We start from the raw sequence: 22,422 nt of genomic DNA, 5'->3' as shown, positions 1-22,422 counted from the left end.
TATACAAAAGGTACTTGGAGCTGGATCATCAAAATGGATAATAACACCACCTTTCCCGTGCAGAAGGAATATATTGACTTCAGCGCCGCGATGGGATATGAAACTGTTTTGGTCGACGCACTTTGGGATACGCAGATAGGCCGTGATAAAATAAGAGAATTAGCCGAATACGGTAATAAAAAACGTGTAGGGCTGTATTTGTGGTACAATTCAAACGGATACTGGAATGATGCTCCGCAGGGGCCGAAAGGACTTATGGATAATACGTCCATCAGGCGAAAAGAAATGGCATGGATGAAAGACATCGGGATCAAAGGCATTAAAGTGGATTTTTTCGGAGGGGACAAACAGGTGACCATGAAACTGTATGAAGATATTTTGACGGATGCCAATGATTTTGGAATTATGGTTGTTTTCCACGGCTGTACCCTGCCTCGGGGCTGGGAGCGCATGTATCCGAATTACGCCTCCAGCGAAGCGGTTCTGGCAAGCGAGAATCTGCATTTCGGACAGCAGAGCTGTGATAATGAAGCTATAAATGCGGCAACGCATACTTTTATAAGAAATGTGGTGGGAAGCATGGATTTTGGCGGAAGTGCTTTGAACAAATTCTACAATAGCGATAACATTCCCAACAAAGGCTCTAAAAGAATGACTTCAGATGTATTTGCTCTAGCGGCTTCAGTGCTTTTCCAGAGCGGTGTGCAGCATTTTGCTTTGGCGCCTAATAATTTATATGATGCTCCGGACTGGGCGATAAAATTTATGAAGGAAGTACCGACAATATGGGATGAGGTGCGCTTTCTGGACGGATATCCAGGCAAATATGTTTTATTGGCCAGAAGAAAAGGAGCTAAGTGGTATATCGCCGGAATTAATGCACAGAAAGAACCTTTGGAACTTAAATTAAAACTGCCCATGATCGCTGAGGGCACCACTCTAAGATATTATAAGGATGGTGAATTGCCAAATGGAAAAATTACAACCACAACCTACAGATCAAAGATTGGAGTGTCCATTAAAATTCCTTGTAATGGCGGTGTACTGCTAACCAACTAAAATCTTTGGGATTCACTATGGATTTATCCAGAATTTGAGCAATAAAGAGCGAATATATTTTTGCATAATCTTACTAATTGAAACAACTTAAACCAAATGAAATTTATTTATCTATTAATTTTCCCGCTGTTTTTCTGTGCGGCCGGCTACGGCCAGAAATACGAGAGAAACAATCTGGGAATCAAGACGCAGGCAGATGGAAATACAATAGAAATTCAGTTTTACACTCCTTCCATTGTAAGAGTTGTAAAATATCCGGCTGCGGGAGTCTATTCCAAAGAAAGCCTTTCGGTAAACATGATACCGTCGGCAACTCCTTTTACAGTAAAAAGCCAAAACAGCCAATTGGTTTTAAAATCCGAAAGTCTGGATGTTACGGTGCAGTTTCCAAGTGGAGAAATCTCATTTGCAAGTTCAGACCGGATTTTGCTCCGTGAGAAAAAACAGGGAACAAAATTTAAACCTGCAAAAGATACCGATACCGATTCTTATACCGTTTATCAGGCATTTGATTTGGAGAAAGAAGAACCTATATATGGTCTAGGACAGCACCAGAGGGGAGATTTAAACCAAAGAAATCAAAATTATCGTTTGGAACAGGGAAATACGGAAGATGCCGTGACTTTTTTTCAGTCGGTAAAAGGGTATGGCCTTTTTTGGGATAATTATGCTCCGACAGAATTTAAGGACGGCGGCGAGGGAACTTCCTTTGAATCTATAGTGGGCGACGGGATAGATTACTATTTTATGTATGGTAAAAATGCCGATGGAGTGATCTCGCAAATGAGAAAGCTAACTGGAACAGTGCCCATGTTCCCGCTTTGGACCTATGGCTTCTGGCAGAGCAAAGAACGCTATAAGAGCCAGAACGAATTAGTCGGCGTGGTAAAAAAATACCGCGAGCTGGGAGTGCCTTTGGACGGAATAATTCAAGACTGGCAGTATTGGGGGAACAATTATCTGTGGAATGCGATGGAGTTTCTTAATCCTGAATTTCCTGAACCCCAAAAGATGGTGGATGAAGTTCATGACCTGAATGCCCATATGATTATTTCGATCTGGTCTTCATTTGGACCCAAAACAAAGCCTTATAATGAGCTGAATAGCAACGGAATGCTGTTTGATTTCCTGACCTGGCCAGAATCAGGCAGCGAAATTTTTCCGCCAAAAAAAGATTATCCTTCAGGAGTTCGCGTTTATGACGCCTACAACCCAAAGGCAAGAGACATTTATTGGAAATATGCAAGTGAAGGCCTTTTAGCAAAAGGAATTGACGGCTGGTGGATGGATTCCACAGAGCCGGATCATCTTTGGGTAAAGCCGGAAGATTATGATACCAAAACATATTTGGGGACTTTCAGAAAAGTGCGAAATGCTTATCCCCTTATGGCTGTGGGCGGGGTTTACGATCATCAGCGAAAAGAGACTTCAGATAAGCGGGTTTTCATTCTAACAAGATCTGCTTTCGCTGGCCAGCAGCGTTATGGTGCCAATACATGGACAGGAGACGTAGAGTCTAGTTGGGAGAACCTGCGTGCACAGATTCCGGCGGGACTTAATTTTACCCTCACTGGCATGCCACATTGGAATTCTGATATAGGCGGTTTTTTTGCTGGTGTTTACAACCAAAAAGGAGAAGTTTCTGGAGCGGATAGCCTTTTGTTTAGCGAGCTTTATGTTCGTTGGCTGCAGTTTGGCGCTTTTAACCCGATGATGCGTTCTCATGGCACAGACATACCTCGCGAGATCTATAACTTTGGAAAGAAAGGGGAACCGGTATATGATGCGATTGAGAAATTTATAAATCTGCGTTATTCTTTGCTGCCTTACATTTACTCGACATCATGGGAAGTAACCCATAAAGATTCCAGTTTTATGAGGGCATTATTTATGGATTTTGCCGCCGATCCTAAGAGCTGGGATGTTAAGGATGAGTTTATGTTCGGAAAATCTATTTTGGTCGCACCGGTGGTTCAGGCCCAATATACACCCGAAAAAACAAAAGAAGGCCAGAATCAAAAGGAGAGCATAGATTTTACAGCAGAAAAATCAAGAATCGTTTATCTTCCTGCTGGAAGCGGCTGGTACGATTTCTGGACAAATGAAAAACTGCAGGGCGGCCAGGAAATTACCAGAAAAACAAAGCTGGATATGATACCGCTGTTTGTTAAGGAAGGCGCTATTATTCCAATGGGACCTCAAGTGCAGTTTGCCGAGGAAAAAAAATGGGACAATCTTCAAATAAAAGTATATCCGGGAAAGGACGGTTTCTTTACCCTTTATGAAGATGAATTTGATAATTACAATTATGAAAAAGGGGCATACACAGAAATTGATTTTACATATAATGATAAGCTGAAAAAATTAACGCTTTCCAATAGAAGAGGACAGTATAAAGGGATGTTATCTGAAAGGACTTTTAGCATTGTGCTGCCAGATGGCACTAAAAAAGTTTTGGCTTATAAAGGAAAAAAAATAGAATGTAAACTTTAAGAAGGAAGATATGCAGCTAAAAAGGATGTGTTATGCCTGTGATCTGATTGATGATCCAGAACTTATTGCAGAATATAAAAAGTATCATCTTGCAGAAAATGCACGCCCTGAAATCACTAAAAGCATTAAAGATGCTGGAATAGTGTCTATGGAAATTTACCTCTTAGGCAACAGATTATTTATGATTATGGATGTGGATGAAACTTTTACTCCCGAGAGGAAACAGCTGATGGATATTGCAAATCCTGACGTTCAGAAGTGGGAGCAGTTAATGTGGAAATTTCAGCAGGCGCCTCCTGGAGCAAAACAGGGCGAAAAGTGGCTGAAGATGGAGCAGATTTATAAACTGCCATAAGTTTTATTTTGCAGATAAAAATTAAAATTGAGGACTTGGAGGTCCTTATAGAACTAAACCATTCTGTATTTTCAGTACAGAGTCGTTTAGTTCCCATAACGGTCACTTAATATAAATTTTTAAATTGCAGATTTTCCGAGAACTTTAGCTTTTTTTGTAGAATTTGAAAGCTGCCTTTTAGTCCATTCTAGGAGAAAGAGGGATGGTAACTGTTGGTCAATCCCTTCTGTATAATCCATTTCTTTTTATTTTTTTGGTAGTGCGCCACGATTCTACCATGAACTTTTTATGCGTTTTGATGCAAATTGAAAGTGGCAGATCGGTTTGCATCCAATTTAAATCATTAAAAATAATTCATGATTAATTGAAACACAAGGTAAGTGTTTTTAAGACGTATTAACAAAAATATTTTTGAAACCTTCTACGTGATACGACCAGGAATTGAAGAAAAGTAAATATTAACTTTTGTGTCAAGAAAATAGGCGACTCCAGTATATATTTATCAATATATCTGCAGCTGTAGTACAGGGAAACTTTTTTATAGCCGCGGCCGGATACGCTTACATCGATACTTTGTTTTACATTTTGGATTATAGGGAATTCTCCCTGTACTATTTCACCTAAATCGTACTGATTGAAAAGATGGAACAAGAAAAAAACGTAAAAGTATCCTATAACCCGAGAGCAGATAGGTTATAAATTTATTATTATTCTGACTTATACGTGTCATTTTGCTTTTGGGAGCTGTACCAGGTGTATCAGATGTATTTAATTATAGATCATTATGTGTCATTTTTTTTGGGCTTTAGAATTATAGATTACATTCGCATCAGAAAATTTTCAGTTGAAGAATCTCAAAACATATCTGAACTCTAATGCAGAACTTTTTCAGCGCTAAAAACAAGAATAATGCGGTATGCCGCCAAAGGACACTTTAGCTGTTGCATTTCTCAATTTTTAAAAGGAAACCAAATCAGGTTCTTTTTTAGGAGATTCAGGCATTGTTCATTGTGACTTTTGCATTAAACGGTTAATTGATGAATCTAAAATATAATTAAAATCTAAATCAGTTTTTTAATGGGTATATATAAACGCAACATACTTAGAGAGTATGAGAAAAAAAGTGTTTTAATGCTTCAAGCATTAATTTTTCTGTTTTTTTATTTTACCACAATTGCGGGAAACAATTTAAAGGGAGTACAAAATGTTATTTTGCTAAATACTAAACAGCAGCTGCCAGTCGTGGTTGTGAGAGGGAAGGTTACGGATCAAGAAGGAAAATCCTTAGAGGGTGCAACCGTAATACTCCGGGAAAGAGCAAAATATGTTTTGACTGATTCTAAAGGAGAATTTGTTATAACAGCATTAAATAAGGAAAATTTGGAGTTTTCTGTAAGTGGTTTTGCAAGCAAGGTCGTAAAAGTATCAGATAAGGTTCTGAATGTAAGGTTAAAAAAAATCTAGCTTTCTTATTTAATTGTTCTAAATGCGTAATGTGGGAGTTTATATAGAAAAATCACTTCGGATCTTAATCAAAATATTATTTTACATGTAAGTTTTTTTTATTATTTGAGATGGTTTAAATGCTCCCCAATGTAAATTAAATAAATTCCGGGAGAACGACTTATTGAAAATTTTCCTGTAAATCTGTAAATCGTAATCGTTTTGTTCCATGGTGCTGACTTTGCCTTTCCTAATATTCAAATTTATTAGGGATGTATTTACACAGATTTTCATTGTTTTAAATAATCAAAATCCTATTTTTTTTACCTAAGTTTTGTAATAAAAAGAACTATGAAAACTGAAAACTACAAATACTCTAATGACGGATAATTTTACCTGTTTCTTCTGAATTGGTAGCTTTTTGATTCCCAAGCTAATCTATGGAGAGTTGATCCCCTAATCGACACAACAGAATACCAGTATTACCAACTAGTAGCAGCTTATTTTCGCAAAAGCTTTTTAAGATTCCTGGTAAAACAGTATAAATATTTATAAAAATTAATATTCTAAACAGTATGACTGATAATTTGAAAAAATTTGGGGAAGACCTAAAAAATAATATCCCGGGCTTTATTGCACTATCTGTTGCTGAAATTAAAAGTGGCATTTCCTATTATTCAATATCCGACGCTAAGGATTTTGATCCTGAATTGGCCTCGGCATTTAATCTGGAGCTAGTTCGTGCCAAGGTGAATGCTATTCAGGCACTTGAGCTCAAAGAACAGAATGTCGATAATATCCTAGTGACCCTTACTTCGCAGTTTCATGTTATAGATATTTCTGATGACGGGGAATATTTTGTGTATTTAGCTGTAGATTCTGATAAAGCTAATTTGGGAATGACAAAATCATTACTTAACAAATATAAAAAAGATTTCAGTCGAAGGCTCTGAGTAGTTGCAAATACTTCCGGTCACTATATGGTCAGTACCGACAATGAAAAGCTGGAACTTTTTTATTGCATATCTAGATAATGATATGTGTATCAAAAAAAAATATGGATTTCGCTTTAAAAAAAAGGATCTTTCCTTGAAATAGATCACTATTGGAACATACAATGTAAAAGTGTTCTGCTAAAAGAAACAATGCGTACCACGGAGAAAGTATATGCTAAAAATCACGGTATCAGGTTAGATGTTCAGCATTAGAAAAACTGCAGCTTCCAAAATAGATTGTGGTTAAATTTCCAGCAGTGGTTATTTTTAAATTTACCGATGTTAATTTTATACAAGCCTAATGATTCATGATTATTCGAAATTACTGCAAAAAAATTAATGGTTTTTCCCGAGAGGTAAAAATTTTGGCCTGCAGCACCTTTATTAACAGAGCGGGCGCCATGGTAGTGCCCTTTCTTTCAAAATATATGTTTGAAGAGCTACATTTCAGTTATGGTCAAATTGGATGGGTAATGGTATGTTTGGGATTTGGTTCGCTGATAGGTACTTGGATAAGTGGGAAGCTCTCCGATAGATTAGGTTACTACAAAGTGATGGTTTTTAGTTTATTGTGCAGCGGAATTGTATTTATCATTTTAGAATTTCTGAGTACATTTTACAGTTTTTGTACAGGAGTATTACTGCTGACCGTTATTTCAGATATGTACAGGCCTGCAATGCTTCTTTCACTAAGTAGTTATTCGAGAAGGGAGGAGAGAACCCAAGCTTTAGCACTCATACGGTCATCAATTAATTTAGGATATATATTCAGTCCTCTGCTGGGAGGTCTTTTAATTAGTCTGCTGAATTATAAATATCTGTTTGTAGTGGACGGATCAACATGTATAATAAGCGCACTTTTGTTTTTATTTTTGGTGAAAGAAAAAAAACTGCCCTACAGGCTTCGTCATTTCAATAACTTAAAAGAGAAAATTACCATATTCCAAGACAGACCTTTTATATTCCATCTTGTTGTCACCATGCTCACGGGTTTTTTGTTTTTCCAAATATTCACCACACTTCCTCTTTATTATAAGGAAATATTTAATTTTTCTAGTTTCCAAAGCGGCTTGTTTTTAGGATTAAGCGGTCTTATGGTTTTCCTTTTTGAGCTTCCTATTGTACAATATGCAGAGTCAAAAAATATAAGTAAACTTCACCTGATTGCTTCTGGTATTTTTTTAATGGCTGTCAGTTATCTGTTGCTGCTTATTGAAAACTGCATTATCTCTCTTGTTGCCATGATAGTTTTGATGACTGTAGGGGTCATGCTAACATTCCCATTTGCAAATTCATTTGCTAAGAAAAGAGCCTTAAAAAAAATTGAAGGCAGATTTATGGCGGCTTTTAGTATGAGTTACAGTATTGCCCAAATGTTAAGCACTAAGATAGGGATGGAAATAACTGCAAATTACGGTTTTAGGGCAAACTGGCTGGTTTTAAGCTGTATCGGCATTTCAGGATCTTTTTTGTGCTGCAGCTTGAATGTTTTTGTGAAAAAAGAAGAAGAGGAAATACGATGCAAAATTATAAAATCAATTTTTTCAATTCCAAACAAATAATTTTATGTGTATTTCCTTATGTTTAATATAGTTGTAAATCTATGAAAAACAGTATTTGTCATACTAATTTATTTACCTTGATGTTTTGCGTCTTATGTCTTTTCCAGTCTTTTGGACAGAAAGGCTTGTATGCTGGAATTGAGATCGGCAGCAAAGGAATCAAAATTGCACTGATAGATGTAAAAAGTATCAAGAGAGGAGATTATCTTATTCTTAAAAACTGGATTGAGAATGTGGGCGTAACATATAATACTTCCCAAGATGGCTCGCTTGCTAAAAAAGAGATTAACCGCGCCGCAGCGACGGTTTCTGAAAACCTTACAATGCTTAAAAACAGTTTTCGCCTAAAAAAAGAAAATGTTTTCATAGTCGTATCCTCCGGTGTTGCGAAGGCTCGTAATGTTAAGGATCTGCTCGATACTATCAAAAGTATCACAACTATTACTCCCGACGTCATTACTGCTGAAGATGAGGCCAAAATGCTTTTTAAGGGATTGATCCCTCCAGCAGAATACAAGGATGCAATTTTGCTGGATATTGGAGGAGGAAATACCAAGGGAGGGTGCCTGTATATCTCAGATGCCGATAAATCAAAGTTTATAACATTGAAATTAGATTATGGGACAATAAAACTTACTGAAATTATTGATCATATGCTTTTAAGCGAAAGGAACCGTAACGATATAGAAGAATTTGAGAATAAATTATTTGAGTATGATCCTATTTTAAGGGAAAACATAGAAAAAATGTTTTCTGAAAATGGTTTATCCGCCAAAAAAACAAAAATATTTTTATCAGGAGGAGCTGTCTGGGCCTTTACAACGCTGTATTATGGTACTGAGAGCAGGGAAAGCTTTTTACCGCTGCAGCTGGAGGATATTATTAATTATGATGCCGTCTTAAGGAATAACTTTTCCCGATATAAGAATTTGGCAGTTACTGATCCAAATGCCGCCAAAGTTCTCAATACCTACGATCAGAAACATCTGATTGCTGCAAATAATATACTGCTTGACTGTTTGGAAGCTGTCGATGGTTTAAAATCAAAGCAGATCTATTTTTCAGCAAATGGCCACATTGCCTGGCTGGTGTGTTATGTTGCTGAACGTTCAAGAAAAAACAAGATAGTTTTCTAGGATTATGTCGGCAAAATCCATGTAGTCAATTTGGTTAAATAATTGTTAACAATAGAAATAAATGCCAGGAATGATATTTAAAAAGGCACAGCATAGCAGTAAATGCTATTACTACTAAAAATCTTGCAATTTTAAAAATCAATACAGAGGCATTGTCAAAAGTGCTTAATTTATTTACATGTGATAGTGGTGATATCAGTTGCCAGTTTCTATGGGTAGATACTTTCTGCTGAAATGATACCATGGAATTAGCTATTAAGTGCTGTTTGGAAGATGCAGTAAAAGACAGTAATCAAATGTTCAGGATTGATCTTGTGGTGGGAAATCATTATTTGAAATCAGGTAATTAATGATACAAGCACAATATAAATCAGTAGAAATTTATCTTAGGTTGTTATGAAAAGTGTAAGCAATAATTGGAAAGCTAAAAAGGATAAGAAAAAGGAAAAGGAAATTGATATTATTGTTAAGGTTAATACCCCTGTACAAGTTGCTTTTAATCATTTTTATGATTGGGATATGCTTGATATTTTTAAGACGTTTTGGTACATTCCTTATTTTGAGACTGATTCGAATAGTTTAAAGACTGGAACAGATAAAATTTTCACCCTGCATTTTAAAGATTTACATACAGCCAGAAAGACCCTTATAGAATGTTCTAACCAAATTTCTTTTTCTGTTAAAGTAGATAATTTTAGCTCGCGACGCTACCTTGGATTGGATGCAATTGAGTACACATTTGTTTTTTCTCAGCACATAGAGCAAAGTACCGTTATCCATTGCTGTTACCGTTTTATCTTTAAATATTCTTTTTCAAAAATTATCTACAATTTCCTTGTGAAAAATATCTTAACTCGTGAGATTAGTTTGTTTTTATACTATATGTGTGTACTCCTCGAAGAATGCATGATTGACTAAAAACAGATTAATGTCTAGATAAGGCAACATAAATTTACCATAACTCAAAAGTTTACAAGCTGTCATTTCACCGTATTTAAGATCGAAAGGGCATCGGAAAGTGGTAGTATTTCAAAGTCAGTGATATGAGATTTTGAAATTCTAACCTTCTGAAATGGACAAATTTTAGAAATGAATAATTTTAAGATGAGCAGTAATGCTCATCTTTTTTGTTTTGATATTGCCTTAAATGAGCTAAAATGGATAAAAATGCGACATAGTGTACCAATGTTAGTGATGGTAAGTTTGGGGTCAACATTTTTGAAATAGTACGGTCCCTGACCGATGGCAAAGGGGAAAACAGAAAAGAAAGGAAACAGGCAATGTATGGAATGGCCAAGAGCTGTTTTTATTGGAAAGGCCATAATTTTTAACATACTTCATTATCAAGGAAAAGATTAAATTTTATATTTGGGATGAGAATACAGAAAATTTCAGACAACAGACCTTTTGTTATGGAAAAAACTATACGATTAAGAGTGAGAAAAGATTTGGAACCCGACGGCAGGTCACCGTTATCAGATTAAGGGGCAGCCTTGTATCAAAGGGCTATCGGAGATCAACCACATTATGGATCAGGACGATGTGTTTCATATCAACAGCTTTGAAACCCTTCCCGAGCATCGCAGGGAGTTACAGGAGTATATTTCGGGATTCATCAGACAGGAGAATCTTGCCGATGCCATTTCGATAAAATTGCCTTGAAATTCAAGGCAGAGAACCGAATGGCTTACTTGTATGTAACGTCTGTCCTTCATAGGCTTTGTAAGTTTTGTAAGTTTGGTTTAGATGTCCTGTTGGGAATTGATGCAATAAAGTAAAAAAAATCAATTGGTTTATGGCATTAAAGTAAAATACAATTCTTCAAGTATTTTATGGAGGATTTGAAAAGATTGTTCTGCTTAAGGCAAAATTGTCTTTCTTGGATCTGTGAATTGCTGTATGCGGTTTAGGTTTGTTGCCATAAAGGTAATTCCTTTTAAAATAGAAAACCATTGTAAGACTAAACATTCACGAGATGTAAGTTTATTTTTTTCTGACATAGATTTTTTGCCGTTTGGCGTACGCTATATATTGTTTGTTTCGTATACAGTTTCGAAGCTAAACTTCTAAGGCACTGTTTTTTGCTGGATTTGTGTTATTCAAAAATACCATGTGCCACGATTTTCCCACAAAAATTAAATTACAAGATTTTTAAACGTACTTAGAAGTGCTAATTATAGTGGCAACAGGACTCGAAACTGTATCCACCGCGGCGGATATAACCAGGCGAGCTTTTAACAAAAAAAAAAACTTTAAACATCATTTTTTAAAGGTTTTTGATTTTTAAAGTCGCTTTTGGACGTCAGATGGCGGAGGAACCTAATCCGCTTAGTTGTAAATTTGTTTAAAATTTAATTCTTCAAAGTGGCTTAAATCATAAACATTAGACTGGCGAATATCGTTAAAAACGTCTTAAAGTTTTGTGGCAGAAATATCCCCACTCCAGTATTGTTAAATTGCTAAAGTGTTCATTTTGATTCCCATAGATTCGACGTAACCTTACCAAGTATTTTGTAAAACGATTTCTCCTACTGATTCGTTTTTATTTGCAACTGTTTTTATGATGCTGTACCTAGTGTAATTTTCAACTGTAACTTCAATAAGATAAGTTCCTGAGTTAAGGTTTTTTATTAAAAATTCTCCATTATCATCTCTCACTTTAAAATCTTGGATTATTTTTTTTTGATTTGTTAAAGTATTATGTTCAAAAACCTTAATCGAAAATGATTCAATAGGGCTAAATCCATGATCTACAATCCTTCCCCAGATAGTAAAAGCTCCCTTCATTGATGTACTGGCAAAAATGGGGATAGACAGCAAGATAATTAAAAGCAATCTTTTTATCATAATATTATAGGTACTAAGAAAGTTAAAAAAGAGTTTTTATAAAAGCGAAACTTTATGGCTAGAGATTGATTAATGACTTATTTTTATAATTTATCTTAACGATTTTAAAGTCCCCTCCGCTGCTGTCTGCTGTAAATAGCCCTATTTTTCCCGATGCCCGACTGCTGAGTTTTTGGACTGTCAGCGCGGGGCGGTCTGCGTTGTTTACATAGGCTCTAACAGTTGTGCTGTCAATTATTAATTTCATTATAAACCAGTCATTAGGATTTGGTGGATTGATGATTTCTTTCTCGAAAACCGCATTTCTCTGCTTCCTTAATTTTTCCCAGGTAAAATCGGGATGGGAGATGTATTGCACAGCATGAATTCTACGAACAGAGTCTTTAGAAGAAAAATTAAAAGGACGAAAATAAACAGCATCATAATTACTATCATTGACACCATGAAAGGCAATACCAATAAAACTGCGTTGGAAAACATCCTGTCCCCGCATTTCAATTTCAATTGTGCCGTTTTTAAAGTCCCGGACAGGCAACCATACAATGCCTTCCTTTTTATTTTCCAATATTTTTAGATAAGTTCCACTATCACTCGAAACGATTTTGATCTCTCTATTTACTGATTTCAGCTTTCCTCTTTTGTACAGATTAGCGAGTTCAATAACTTGTTTTCGTTGGCCGAATAGAAAGCAGGGGAGCAGTATCAAAGTAAATATATATGTGAATTTGGTTTGCTTTTTCATTGAAAGGCTATTTTTAATTATATAATAATTTAAATGATTCTTATTGAGATAGACCATGCTACTAGTGATTTTGATAATGCTGCTAGCCGTCTTTTGATAAAAATATTCTCATGTACAAATATATCATACATGTAAACAGAATAATTACCAGTTAGATAACAGAACTACCATTTTGATAAGCATTTCTGAATTCTTTTGGTGAGATTCCTGCCTGCGCCTTGAAGAAACGTGTTAAATGATTTGCGTGGGAGAATTGCAATAAATATGAAATTTCATTTATATTAAGGTTCGTATAAGACAGCATGGACTTTATTTCAAAAAGAATAAATTCATTTACCATTTCAGAAATGGTAACCCCGAACTGCTTTTTGATGCATTTGTTTAATGTTACTCTGCTGACACCTAACTGCCGCGCGTAATGGTCTATATTTCTTGTCGTGCGGACTTCATTTTGCAGAATCTCCTTAAACATAAATGCAACGCTGTTATTTTCTGTTTCTGAAGACAGAAGGTAATGCTCTGCATAGGCCCGATTGAGTCTGATCAGGATAAAGTACAGCAGTGCCCTTATAATATGTTCGCTGTCGGATCTAAATGTTTTGATCTCACTGAGCAGCTCCTGAATTATATTGGCCAGCTGTGAAAAGAAGCCGTCGTCAACCTTTAGATAGAGCGGTTTGGTTTTGTTGTAGAAAAACTGCAGCCTGAAAGAGAACAGCTTGTCCGAGAAGAAACTGGAGAGAAAGCTGTCCTGGAAAAACAGGAAATAACATTCAATCTTAGTCTTTTCCAAAAACCATCTTCTTTTCTGAAATGGGGAAATAAAAATTACTGTATTATCTGAAATTTCAATTCTCTGCTGGTCCAGTTCTAAACAGCCGTTTCCTTTAGAGAAAAATACAAGTTCATAAAAATCGGTATGATGAAGCTCACTTTCAAAAAAATAATATGGAATGTCTTTATAAGTGCCTATATCAATTAGGAGCTCAACATTATATTTATTTTTTAAGAATTTAAATGTCTTCATTGCTAGACGTATTTTCGTATTATTTAGATGCTGATATATAAATCCGGTGGAGTCTGACCGCCTCATACTGCCAGGGAACCATCTGCACAAATCCAAGAGAAGTTTGTAAAAGTAATTATTTAAACCCAAATATGCGACAGGGATTGCATTGGCAGCTTGCATTGATCCAGATTGTGGAAGAATATATAGGCAATCCCCTTTTTTTGCACCTAATTCAAAAAAGAAAATTTTATCTTCACTTTACTCCAATTTTCACTGATGTAACCGCTAATCTATTGATTTACAAAATAATACATAATACTGCTGAAAAGGGTTATGTAACAGTTCTCATAAATGGCAATTGTTTTAAAAAAAAATGTTGATTTTTTAGTTTAACATTAAGATTAGACTTTTGGGTCTTATTTGGTATCTATAAAATAAGACTTTTGAGTCGATAATATTTAAATCATTCTGTAAATCGGCGGACAGACTTTTAAATTACCTAAATCCTTATATTTTGATTCCGGCAGATGCGGCAAAACCGATTCAATCAATCATATGCGATCAGTAAGGGCATTTCACGGTCATTTCTGATAATTTACTTAGCTTGGAGAATTGCTTGGTAAAGTTTTCTAAAAGCTGCATCATAGCTTCTGGGCGCTGCCATCGCTCTGAAAATCGTGTATGTTCTTAAATCGTTTCTTTGCCTCATTCAGCGCCTCATTAGAAAATGGAATTAAGATTTGCAAGTCATTCATGTCTAAATTCATTGAATTGGGCGGGTATCGCAGGTAACTAATTACAGGATAATTCCTGTAACAATTATCAATGGCAAGTAAAAACTGTCCGTTTCCTGTTAATATCAAATGCTGCCTGAAGAGTTTTGCAGCATGGGACTAAAATGCCTTTCTACCACAATGTTGCGACTTTTGGCTGCACCTGCTTGTCGGCCGCTTCTGAACTTTGCAATGATAAAAATAAATAAAATGCCAAAAATGAGCAGGAAGCAGAAGAATTGTGCCATAATTCTGCCACAAAAACTTAAATAGGTGGAACGACGGTAAAATTAACCTTAGCTTTTTTGTGTGGCAAATGGCGTCAAGCTCATGTTTAATCCCGCTCTAGCAATGACCTGGTCAAATAATCAAACAATTTTTATCTCCTGCAAGCCAGTATTTTAAAACTAGGGGAAAATTAAAATTGCAACATATTGGACATTGTTCTGACACAAAGTGATACCATAAACTTTTAATGCATTACTGATATTTGTACTGCCTTTTAACTATTAATTGATAATTGTTTAAAATAAGTTTAATTAAAAAGAGGATACTGAAAATAATCGGCTTCTTTTTTAATGTATCGGCAGTTTTTTTACAACTTCTTAAATGCTGTTGTCGAGTAGTATTTATTGAATTAAATGGAAAGTCTGCTATTATAAAGTAAGATTAATAATATTTCCGCAGATATTAATAATAGTTAAAAACAGTTGGGTCTTTTGCAAGATCGATATTAGAATGAAATATAAAGCAGTTTAAGCCTGTGGTTAGTAAAACTGGGGAGATTTAATAGTCTCTCCGGTTTTTTAAGCTGTTTTGGAACGTTTTATTTTAAGAGGCTGTGGGAAATCGCTTCATATCGTTTGTCAACTGATTTGAGACTGAAATTTATATTGATAACCAGATGCAATACAACTTTATATATATAAATAAAAAGGGGTATAAATGGTAAAGAACAGATGCAGACTCTTGGTGATGAGATTTTGTATTATAAAGTTTTGACGGTGCCAGATATTAATTGTAAGATAATCATTTTTTATAAGGTAGGGCATTAGCGTTATTGATTTTCCCGCCACTGAATAAAGTTTAAATAAGGGCAGATATAAATCGATGCGCTTTGGAATTAATTAACCACAATTTTAATGTCGTGCCGCTGTAATTTATGGAATGCATGATTTTGATTATTTGTAATATTTAATGCTATCCTGCCATATAATTTTCCATTGAAGATGTAGATTTTTTTAAATGCAAGAAGAATGCGATTGCATTTGAGCTTTTGACTTTTTTTATTTACTAACCAAATTAACCAAAATCTAATGAAAAATGAGTACTATCCTAAAAAAACAAGACATAATATGTATGTCTTTATCTTTTTATTTTGTCTGAATTGTGTCTTTACGGGCCATAAATTAAAAGCCCAAACTACGGATTACCAGTGGAAGAATGCTCCGATTGGCGGCGGCGGGTTTGTAACTGGTATTGTAACTCACAAAACATCTGGGGAACGGTATTGCCGCACTGATGTGGGAGGAGCTTACCGTTGGGATGCTGCCAATAACAAATGGGTTCAGCTTTTGGACTGGCTGAGTGAGTCGGAACTCGGTTTTGTCGGCGTTGAAGCATTGGCAGTGGATCCGCAGAATGCAAATACCATTTATATGCTTTGCGGAACCGATTATCTTAGTCAGGGGAGGACAGCTGTGCTGAAATCTACAGATAAGGGTAATACTTTTACCTATACTGATGTGACGGGGAAATTTAAGGCGCATGGTAATGGAGGGGGACGAAGCAATGGGGAACGATTAGCAGTGGATCCCATTAACAGTAATATATTATACTGCGGAACCAGATCAAATGGACTTTGGAAAAGTACAGATGCCGGTGTTAGCTGGAATCTTGCCTGGAATGGTGTAACCACCACAGCGAATGGCAACGGTATATGTTTTGTTTTATTTGATCCCTCAAGCAACGTCGTAAATGGGGTGAGCCAAACCATTTATGTGGGTATTTCCCGTACAGGGGGGGCGAACCTTTACAAAAGCACAAACGGAGGGGCAAGTTTTACGGATATTTCCCCAACTATTGGTTTTATGCCTCACCGTGCCGCCATTCAGGGATCCACTCTGTATGTTACTTATGCTAATGGTGAAGGGCCAAATCTAGGGGAGGGATCCGGAAAGGTATACAGGCTTAATACTTCAACAGGTGTCTGGACTAATGTTACGCCTTCTCATTCAAAGGATTATCCTTATGGCGGTGTGAGTATAGATCCCACAAATGCTAACCGTGTAATAGTGTCCACATGTGGCATGTATTGGAATAACCAGTTTGGTACGGGCTGGGGGGATTTTGTTTTTCTCAGTACTGATGGTGGGGCAACTTGGACTCTAAAGAACGGGTCAAATTCCACTTATGATGCTAATGGAATGGAATGGTCCCGCGGGGGAGCAATTAACTGGATGGACTGTATAGAGTTTGACCAGAACAGCCTAAACAGAGTGCGTGTGATCGGTGGAGGCGGTATATATACCTGCCCTGATATTACCGCTGTAAACACTTCATGGAAGTATGATGTAGTCGGTATCGAAGAGACTGCCTTACTTGACGGCGTGAGTATTCCCGGCGGACCTTTCATCTCCGCTTTTGGTGATGTATCGGGCTTTGTGCACCAATCGCTAACCTCAGTGCCTTCCTCAAGAGTTTCTCCATCTGGCGGTTATAATAATAACAGCATCGCGTATGCGGGCAGCAATCCCAACAAGGTGGTAAGGGTCGCTAACGAGGGAAATGTCGTGTATTATTCCGGCGATAAAGGGGCTACATGGACAGCAGCGGCAGCAAATGCGGGAACAGCAGGAAGGGTTTCTCTCAGCGCTGATGGCAGCACTATATTGCACTGTCCTTGGGGTTCTTCCACAACGTACTATTCGAGCAATAACGGGGCAAGCTGGCTGGGTTGCTCAGGTGTATCTGTTGCAGATGCCGCCCCGGTGGCAGATCAGGTAAATTCGAACAATTTTTATATATACAGTCCAAGAACGGGACAATTCTTCAGGAGTACCAACAAGGGGGCTAGCTTTTCAGAAGCATCTCCTGCGGGTGCATCAACTGCGGATCATCCATGGGAATCAGCCTTAGCGCGCACAGTGCCAGGTTTGGAAGGACATATATGGATTCCGCTGGGGCGAAACGGATTAAAATATTCTACCAATGCAGGATCATCCTACGTAACTGTTGCCAATGTAACATATTGCAAATCTATCGGAATTGGAAAGATTATGTCAGGGGCAAACTATCCTACTGTTTTTATCTGGGGCACGGTCTCCGGTGTAACTGGTCTTTTTAGATCGACAAATCAAGGCAATACATGGACTAGGATCAACAATGATAGTGCTGAATTTGGGGGTGCACCTCTGCTTGTTGGAGATATGAATGTGGAAGGCAGGGTATTGATGAGTGCAGGAGGAGGAAGAGGTGTAATCTACTGGGAACCCTCGGCATGTGCTCCCTCGGCAATTACTCCCTATGTTCAGATTAACGGCGGGACATGGCAGCAGACTGCAGGAGTTTCATTAGCTCAGGGGAGCTCCCTTAAATTTGGTCCGCAGCCTGTGACCGGAGGATCGTGGTCATGGAGCGGTCCCAATAATTTCTCCTCCTCTGCAAGGGAAGTATCGCTTTCAAATATTCAAGGCAGTCAGGCAGGCAGTTATACAGCTACCTACACCAATTCAAGTGGCTGTAAGAGCACACAAATATTTAATGTGGCCGTTACAGGTTCAATCATTGTTCGCGCCCGCGGTACGAAAGGAGATGAAACCATAGATCTAAGGGTAGGTGGCAATACGGTGGCAACGTGGACCCTGACTACTTCTTTTGCGGACTATACTGCTTCGGGAAGCGGTACAGTAGCTGTTCACTTCACTAATGATAATACAGGACGGGATGTGCAGATTGATAACGTCACGATTGGAGGTGTTGTGTATCAATCAGAGAATCAACAGGTCAATACGGGGGTTTGGACTGGTGCCTGTGGCGGTTCTAACAGTGAGTGGCTAAATTGTAATGGCTACATCAGTTATACAGAATCAGGTAACTCTTCAGCCAAGATGAGTGTTGCCAGAACCGATACAACAGTTCCACAAAACTATGACAATCAGGATGTGATCATTTATCCCAATCCTTCGCATGATGGAATCTTTCAGCTCATTATTCCAGAGGCGTACGATGCAAAGGGCATTTTAATTTATGATATGAACGGGTATCTGGTCTATGAGCAGCATGGAAATGGAAATGAACAGGTTCTCGTAAATTCAAAGCTTAGAAATGGATTTTACGTAGTGAAAATTCAATCTGATAAGGCTGTAGTGACCCGAAAATTAATAGTCAAATAGCAAGGGCTAATTTCCCTGCAACCTCTAATGGCTGTTCCAAACAAATTGGGGCTTATCTTTTAAAATCCAATGGGCTCCCGATTTGTTAAACTGGAGAGGTGAGAGCCTCTCTAGTTTTGTGCCTGTTTTTACCGTTGAGCCAATGCAATATCATGATTTGCTTTTTTATCATAACAATACAATAGGAAGAAATGCTGCTTATGGTTGGTCTTCTGACCCATTACTGGGCATCAGCAGTATCATCACTATTGCAGATTGGGAAAACATAGATTTATTAACCGCTTACTACAATAAAAATGCCTATGACATGAAAAAATAATTAAACCATCCTGTCTTAGAATGGAGTGGATTAAAATTGACCCCAATTTTAAGATATGGCTATTAAAAACCAACTATTTAACCAATAAAATATGAAAGAAATTAAGTATAAAAGAAGTGCCTTTCATCAGACTTCTAAATGTGATTTAAAGACGAAGCTTAAGGCATTGTTTTTTTTGGGGGGCATACTATTCTTGCCATCCAATTGTCTTTATGCATCAGCATCAAAGGTACCATACGCTGATCCTAATAACATCCTGCTGCAAATGGAGGTTAGGGGAAGAATATCAGATGTCAACGGCCAGCCTTTGCCGGGTGCGAGCATTATGGAAAAGGGAACTAAAAATGCTGTTCAAACAGACTTTGACGGTAAATTTGCATTAAGTCTTTCCAGTAAAAATGCAGTGCTGGTAATTTCCTATGTCGGATTTCTGACTCAGGAAATCGAAGTCAACGGGCAAACCAGTTTTAATATAACCTTAATGGAAAAGCAAGCCGCTTTAGATGAGGTTGTGGTCATTGGTTACGGAACTCAAAAAAAAGCGCTCGTCACTGGTGCCATAACTCAGGTAAGCGGCAAAGATCTCGAAAAAAGAAATGCTGTCAATGCACTTCAGGCTTTACAGGGACAGGCTCCGGGAATAAATATTACTTCAACTTCAGGACAACCCGGTGAAGGTTTTAAAGTAATTATCAGAGGTCTTGGGTCTACAAAAAACAATAGTCCCGCGTATGTGGTGGATGGTATTGTTACCAATGATATTTCGTATTTAAATAATGCAGACATTGAGAGCATATCTGTTTTAAAAGATGCGGCATCAGCTGCAATTTATGGTTCTCAGGCTTCCAATGGTGTTGTTTTGGTCACCACCAAAAAAGGCAGAAAAAATACTGCTTCCCGCATTACTTTTGAGCAGTATTACGGAATACAGTCGGTGTCTAGAAAAGTAGATTTACTAAATGCGGAGCAATATGCTGTTATCTTAAATGAGACTGCTGTCAATTCTGGAAAAACACCCTATTTTACCAATGAAGAAATAGCCGCTTTAGGGAAAGGCACCAACTGGATGGATAAGATGTTTGTCAATAACGCAAGCACTAAAAATTATTCTTTTGGCGCATCAGGCGGGTCTGAAAATTCGGTTTATTCAACTTCCTTATCGTACTTGGGACAGGAAGGGATTGTCGGAGGAAAAGGTTTATCTAATTATGAAAGATATAATTTTAGATTTAATTCCGAGCATAAACTATATAAAGATGTGGTAACCATTGGTGAGAATATAAGTTTTGCCTACATCAATAAAAATGGTATAGGGGTAGGAAATCAGTACAATAACTCATTGAGAGGCGCTTTTTCTGTGAGTCCTTTACTGCCCATGTATGATGCTGAGGGAAATTTCTTTAATACTAGAAATAGTGCGGAGCCATGGTTAGCGGGAACATCCAATCCGTATGCAGAAATGGTGTATAATAATCAAAATGAAAGCAATAACCAAAAGTTGCTGGGAAATGTCTACCTGCAGATAGAACCTGTAAAAGGGTTGACATTAAAAACAACATTAGGTTTGGATTACTATGCAGGGGAAGGCCACTCTTATAGACCTATCTATGATTTATCCATTTACTCCAATAATCTGGTTCATGATGCGGTTGCTCAAAACATGAATAAGGGAAAAACGATTACCTGGGATAATTTATTAACCTATAAATTTAATGTTAAGGAGCATCATCAATTAGAGGCTATGCTTGGTACATCTTCCATACGCTTTGACGGCACCTCCATTAGTGCCAGTAATGTTGATTTGATTTTTAATGATTTAACACATTCCTGGTTAGACAGTGCAACCAACAGCGACGGTACTTTAATAGGAGGCCCTAACGGGGGTAAGTTTGAAAACTTCAGAATGTCTTACTTTGGCAGATTGAATTACAGCTACAAAGACAAGTATTTAATCAATACCACATTCAGGGCTGATGGTTCCTCAAATTTTAGTCCAGAGAACCAGTGGGGGTATTTTCCTTCGGTTTCCTTAGGCTGGGTTGCGACAAATGAAGCATTTTTAAAAGACTCGAAAATAGTTAATTATTTTAAAGCAAGAGCCAGCTGGGGACAGGTAGGAAATCAGAATACGGATGCATTTCAATATCTATCATCAATTAAGACAACCACGACAAATTATATTTTTGGTATTCAGGAGGGAGTATTAACACCAGGAGGATATCCTGACCGATTGTCTAATCCATCTTTAAAATGGGAGACTTCCGAGCAGGTAAATATAGGTTTTGATTCCAGATTGCTGAACAATGCGGTCAGTATCACTTTTGACTGGTACAGGAAGAATAATAAAAACTGGCTTATTGTGCCGCCTGTTTTGGCTACTGCAGGTGCTGATCCGGCTTTTATAAACGGAGGTAATGTGACTAATAAAGGCGTGGAACTAGCGCTTCAGTACAATAATAAAATAGGAGATTTCAATTACAGTATAGGTGCAAATGGAGCATATAATGAAAATAAAGTTGGTCAGATACCGACGGCAGATGGACTTATTCATGGACCCTCGAATCAGATTTTTGCAAATGCACCCGAATTTTACAGAGCTCAGAACGGTTTTCCTTTAGGTTATTTTTGGGGATATAAGACTATGGGCGTATTTCAAAATCAGAAGCAGATTGATGATTATGGAATTCAGCCCACAGCGGTGCCTGGAGATGTTATCTTTAAAGATTTAAACGGAGACGGCAAGATAGGGGGGATGGAAGACAAAACCATGATTGGGGACCCTAATCCCAATTACACTTTTGGGTTTTCCCTTTCCGCGAGTTATAAGGCATTTGACTTTTATGCTTCTGCCAATGGCGTAGCTGGAAACCAAATTGTGCAGTCTTACAGAAGCCCTGGAGGTTTTGCAAATTATACCACCGCCATACTGGAACGCTGGCACGGGGAAGGAACATCAAATAACATTCCGCGACTAACTGATGATGGCAAAAACTATAGTCAGTTTTCAGATCTTTATGTTCAGAATGGGGATTTCCTGAGAATAAATACGGTTACACTGGGATTTGATCTGGCCAAACTTAAGATGTCAAAACCATTTTTTGCAAGCGAATTCAGGATGTATTTTTCAGTTCAGAACCTTTATACATTTACAAAGTATGATGGTATGGATCCGGAAATTGGTTTTGGTACCGATAGTTTCTCGTCGGGCGTCGATGTTGGATATTATCCAAGACCAAGAACCTTTATGATGGGATTAAATATTAAACTTTAATAGCAAGACGATGAAAAATATATA

14 protein-coding genes are annotated in these 22,422 nt (G+C 37.4%); 11 read left to right on the top strand and 3 right to left on the bottom strand.

Annotated features, from left to right (window positions below):
- From BM289_RS24995 to BM289_RS24960, 8 genes are all read left to right on the top strand, one after another.
- The coding region (locus BM289_RS24995; RefSeq protein WP_208610285.1) for a glycoside hydrolase family 97 catalytic domain-containing protein at nucleotides 1–1,059 on the top strand (1,059 nt) is incomplete at its 5' end.
- A 96-nt stretch (nucleotides 1,060–1,155) separates the two neighbouring features.
- The gene (locus tag BM289_RS24990; protein ID WP_091499265.1) at nucleotides 1,156–3,552 is read left to right on the top strand and encodes a glycoside hydrolase family 31 protein; all 2,397 of its coding nucleotides are present in this window, start codon (nucleotides 1,156–1,158) and stop codon (nucleotides 3,550–3,552) included.
- A 10-nt stretch (nucleotides 3,553–3,562) separates the two neighbouring features.
- Nucleotides 3,563–3,907 carry an L-rhamnose mutarotase gene (locus BM289_RS24985; RefSeq protein ID WP_091499263.1) on the top strand — a complete coding sequence of 115 codons (345 nt, stop codon included), beginning with the start codon at nucleotides 3,563–3,565 and terminating at the stop codon, nucleotides 3,905–3,907.
- Nucleotides 3,908–4,984: 1,077 nt separating this feature from the next.
- Nucleotides 4,985–5,371, top strand: coding sequence for a carboxypeptidase-like regulatory domain-containing protein (locus BM289_RS24980; protein ID WP_091499260.1), 387 nt, complete (start codon nucleotides 4,985–4,987; stop codon nucleotides 5,369–5,371).
- A gap of 554 nt (nucleotides 5,372–5,925) precedes the next feature.
- Nucleotides 5,926–6,303 carry a hypothetical protein gene (locus tag BM289_RS24975; RefSeq protein ID WP_091499258.1) on the top strand — a complete coding sequence of 126 codons (378 nt, stop codon included), beginning with the start codon at nucleotides 5,926–5,928 and terminating at the stop codon, nucleotides 6,301–6,303.
- Between the two features lie 350 nt (nucleotides 6,304–6,653).
- Nucleotides 6,654–7,907: an MDR family MFS transporter gene (locus BM289_RS24970; RefSeq protein WP_167365504.1), complete on the top strand. Its 1,254-nt coding sequence runs from the start codon at nucleotides 6,654–6,656 to the stop codon at nucleotides 7,905–7,907.
- Between the two features lie 41 nt (nucleotides 7,908–7,948).
- Nucleotides 7,949–9,043 carry a Ppx/GppA phosphatase family protein gene (locus BM289_RS24965; RefSeq protein WP_091499255.1) on the top strand — a complete coding sequence of 365 codons (1,095 nt, stop codon included), beginning with the start codon at nucleotides 7,949–7,951 and terminating at the stop codon, nucleotides 9,041–9,043.
- A gap of 396 nt (nucleotides 9,044–9,439) precedes the next feature.
- Nucleotides 9,440–9,961, top strand: a complete 522-nt coding sequence (locus tag BM289_RS24960; protein ID WP_091499252.1) for a hypothetical protein — start codon at nucleotides 9,440–9,442, stop codon at nucleotides 9,959–9,961.
- Between the two features lie 1,581 nt (nucleotides 9,962–11,542).
- Here the strand turns inward: BM289_RS24960 and BM289_RS24950 are convergent.
- From BM289_RS24950 to BM289_RS24940, 3 genes are all read right to left on the bottom strand, one after another.
- The gene (locus BM289_RS24950; protein WP_091499250.1) at nucleotides 11,543–11,890 is read right to left on the bottom strand and encodes a carboxypeptidase-like regulatory domain-containing protein; all 348 of its coding nucleotides are present in this window, start codon (nucleotides 11,888–11,890) and stop codon (nucleotides 11,543–11,545) included.
- Nucleotides 11,891–11,948: 58 nt separating this feature from the next.
- Nucleotides 11,949–12,632: a hypothetical protein gene (locus BM289_RS24945; RefSeq protein ID WP_091499247.1), complete on the bottom strand. Its 684-nt coding sequence runs from the start codon at nucleotides 12,630–12,632 to the stop codon at nucleotides 11,949–11,951.
- A 151-nt stretch (nucleotides 12,633–12,783) separates the two neighbouring features.
- Nucleotides 12,784–13,659 carry a helix-turn-helix domain-containing protein gene (locus tag BM289_RS24940; RefSeq protein ID WP_167365503.1) on the bottom strand — a complete coding sequence of 292 codons (876 nt, stop codon included), beginning with the start codon at nucleotides 13,657–13,659 and terminating at the stop codon, nucleotides 12,784–12,786.
- Between the two features lie 2,071 nt (nucleotides 13,660–15,730).
- Between BM289_RS24940 and BM289_RS24930 the strand changes: the two genes are divergently transcribed.
- The 3 genes from BM289_RS24930 (at nucleotide 15,731) to BM289_RS24925 (ending at nucleotide 22,398) form a co-directional block, all read left to right on the top strand.
- Nucleotides 15,731–18,808 carry a T9SS type A sorting domain-containing protein gene (locus tag BM289_RS24930; RefSeq protein ID WP_091499240.1) on the top strand — a complete coding sequence of 1,026 codons (3,078 nt, stop codon included), beginning with the start codon at nucleotides 15,731–15,733 and terminating at the stop codon, nucleotides 18,806–18,808.
- 142 nt (nucleotides 18,809–18,950) lie between these two features.
- Nucleotides 18,951–19,127 carry a hypothetical protein gene (locus BM289_RS25545; protein ID WP_167365502.1) on the top strand — a complete coding sequence of 59 codons (177 nt, stop codon included), beginning with the start codon at nucleotides 18,951–18,953 and terminating at the stop codon, nucleotides 19,125–19,127.
- Between the two features lie 91 nt (nucleotides 19,128–19,218).
- Nucleotides 19,219–22,398, top strand: a complete 3,180-nt coding sequence (locus BM289_RS24925; RefSeq protein WP_091499237.1) for a SusC/RagA family TonB-linked outer membrane protein — start codon at nucleotides 19,219–19,221, stop codon at nucleotides 22,396–22,398.
- The last annotated feature ends 24 nt before the right edge of the window (nucleotides 22,399–22,422 follow it).

The sequence above is a fragment of the Flavobacterium phragmitis genome (genome assembly GCF_900112575.1).
Taxonomy (GTDB): domain Bacteria; phylum Bacteroidota; class Bacteroidia; order Flavobacteriales; family Flavobacteriaceae; genus Flavobacterium; species Flavobacterium phragmitis.
Note: the sequence above shows the minus strand (reverse complement) of the source record. Positions and strands in the feature narration are given on the sequence as shown.